Raw genomic sequence first — 2,671 nt, 5'->3', positions numbered from 1 at the left:
TCCGTGACGGAGGGGCATCCCGACAAGGTGGCGGATCAGATATCGGACGGTGTTCTGGACGCGATCCTGAAGGATGACCCCAACGGCCGCGTCGCCTGCGAAACGCTCTGCACCACGGGACTGGTGATGGTTTCCGGCGAGATTACAACCTCCACGTACGTGGACATTCCGAAGCTGGCCCGCGAGATCGTCAAGGAGATCGGCTATACCCGGGCCAAGTACGGCTTTGACGGCGAAACCTGCGCGGTGCTGACCGCCATCGACGAGCAGTCCGGCGACATCGCCCAGGGCGTGGACAACGCGATCGAGGTCCGCGACAAGCTCTCCAACGAGGACATCTCCAAGATCGGAGCGGGCGATCAGGGGATGATGTTCGGCTATGCGTGCAATGAAACGAAGGAGTTCATGCCCATGCCCATCGCCCTGGCCCACAACTTGGCGCGTCAGCTGACCAAGGTTCGGCGCGACGGGACGATCCCCTACCTCCGCCCGGACGGCAAGACCCAGGTTTCCCTCCGTTACGAGGGACATAAGGCCGTTCACGCGGACACGATCGTCGTTTCCGCACAGCATCACCCCGAAGCCGGCCTCAAAGAGATTCGCGCGGACATCATCGAGCACGTCATCAACCCCATCGTCCCCGATGCCCTTCTCGACGCAGACACCCGCATCTTCGTCAACCCGACGGGGCGCTTCGTAAAGGGCGGACCGATGGCCGACACGGGGTTGACGGGGCGCAAGATCATCGTGGACACCTACGGCGGATGGATTCCCCACGGCGGCGGCGCCTTTTCGGGCAAGGACCCCACGAAGGTTGACCGCAGCGCCGCGTACATGACGCGCTATGCGGCGAAGAACATCGTGGCCGCCGGCATTGCGGACAAGTGCCAGATCCAGGTAGCCTACGCCATCGGTGTGGCGGAGCCCGTTTCGTTGAACGTGGAAACCTTCGGCACGAGCAAGATCAGCCACGAGAAGATCGTCGAGCTCCTCCGAGAGCACTTCGACTTCCGCCCCGCCGCGATCATCCGGGACCTCGACCTTCGCAAGCCACAGTATCGGGCCCTCGCTGCTTATGGGCACATGGGGCGCATCGACCTGCCGCACCTGCCCGGCTGGGAGAAGACGGACAGGGCAGAGGAGCTGCGCAAGGCCGCCGGACTTTAACGCACCGACAAAGGAATAGCAGACATGGGGGGACGCCGCAAGGCGTCCCTTTAGTTAAGTCTTAAGACCTATTTACAAGGACTATTTTTGAGTAATAGAATTACTCGTATGATGATTGACTCTTTGATTCCATCCAAGACGAGAATAAAGCTCCTCGTGAAGTTCTTCCTGAACCCGGACGTCACGTCCTACCTGCGTGGGCTGGCTGAGGAGTTTGGGGAGTCCACCAACGCCGTGCGGGTGGAGCTGAACCGGCTGTGCTCTGCGGGCTTCCTGGAGGAGGGGCCTGCCGAGGGACGCAAGCGCACCTATCGCGCCTGCCGGAGTCACCCGCTCTTTCCGGAGTTGCACCGGATTGTGCGCAAGGTGCTGGGGATCGATCAGGTGGTGGAGGGGATCGTCCAGCGCATGGGCTCCGTGCGCGCAGCGTTGATCACGGGCGACTACGCCCATGGGATCGACAGCGGGATCATCGACCTGATCCTGGTGGGGACGGTCGATCGAGCGTATCTGGGCGAGCTTGTGGAGAAGGTGGAGGGCCTGATTGCGCGGAAGGTTCGGGCACTCGTCCTGACCCCGGAGGAGTACGATACCCTGCGCGGGACCCTGCGTCCGGAGGAGTCCCTGTTCGTCTGGGGCGAGCAGGATGAAGTTCTGCAGAAGCAAGTGAGGGATGCGGGGTAACATGATGGACAAGTCCACGGATGCCGGTTTCGACCTGATCATCGAGCCCAATCGAACGACGGGAGCCTTTTTCCGGGAGCTTCTGCGCTATCGGGAGTTGTTCTATTTTCTGGCCTGGCGCGACATCCTGGTGCGCTACAAGCAGACGGTCATCGGCGTCGCCTGGAGTGTGATCCGGCCCCTCCTGACCATGCTGGTGTTCACCGTGGTGTTCGGCAGGCTGGCCAAACTGCCCAGCGAGGGCGTTCCCTATCCCATCCTGGTGTTCTCGGCGATGCTGCCGTGGCAGTACTTCGCCAACGCGATGCAGGAGAGTGCAAACTCCCTGATAGCGGAGTCCCGCCTGATCAGCAAGGTGTACTTCCCGCGACTGATCGTGCCGACCAGCTCGGTCATCGTGAGCGCGGTGGACTTCCTGATCTCGCTGGCCCTTCTGGGCCTTCTGATGTTGTGGTACGGCTTCGCTCCCTCCCCCGGCATCCTGCTGATGCCGTTCTTCTTTCTGCTGGCAACGCTCTCAGCGCTTGGCGTGGGCTATTGGCTCTCGGCCCTCAACGTGAAGTACCGGGACTTTCGCTACATCGTCCCGTTCCTGGTTCAGTTCGGCCTCTACGTTTCGCCCGTGGGGTTCTCCAGTTCCGTGGTACCGGGCCGCTGGCGCCTGCTCTACAGCCTGAACCCCATGGTCGGGGTGATCGACGGCTTTCGCTGGTGCATTCAAGGGACGGCCAGTTCGCTCTATCTGCCGGGCTTTTTGATCTCTACGCTGGTTTCCGTCCTGGCCTTTGTCAGCGGAATTTGGTTCTTCCGCCGCACCGAG

Annotated in this window: 3 protein-coding genes; all 3 read left to right on the top strand. The window is 61.7% G+C overall.

Features of this window, described 5'->3' with window-relative positions; translation table 11 throughout:
• The coding region (gene metK, locus Q0629_RS00305) for a methionine adenosyltransferase (RefSeq protein WP_298777503.1) at nt 1-1,167 on the top strand (1,167 nt) is incomplete at its 5' end.
• 108 nt (nt 1,168-1,275) lie between these two features.
• Nucleotides 1,276-1,851 carry an ArsR family transcriptional regulator gene (locus Q0629_RS00300; RefSeq protein WP_366122834.1) on the top strand — a complete coding sequence of 192 codons (576 nt, stop codon included), beginning with the start codon at nt 1,276-1,278 and terminating at the stop codon, nt 1,849-1,851.
• 1 nt (nt 1,852) lies between these two features.
• Nucleotides 1,853-2,671, top strand: an 819-nt coding sequence (locus Q0629_RS00295; protein WP_298777501.1) for an ABC transporter permease, incomplete at its 3' end; no start/stop codon positions are given.

The sequence above is a fragment of the uncultured Fretibacterium sp. genome, assembly GCF_938030725.1.
Classification (GTDB): domain Bacteria; phylum Synergistota; class Synergistia; order Synergistales; family Aminobacteriaceae; genus Fretibacterium.
This window is presented reverse-complemented; position numbering and strand designations above follow the sequence as displayed.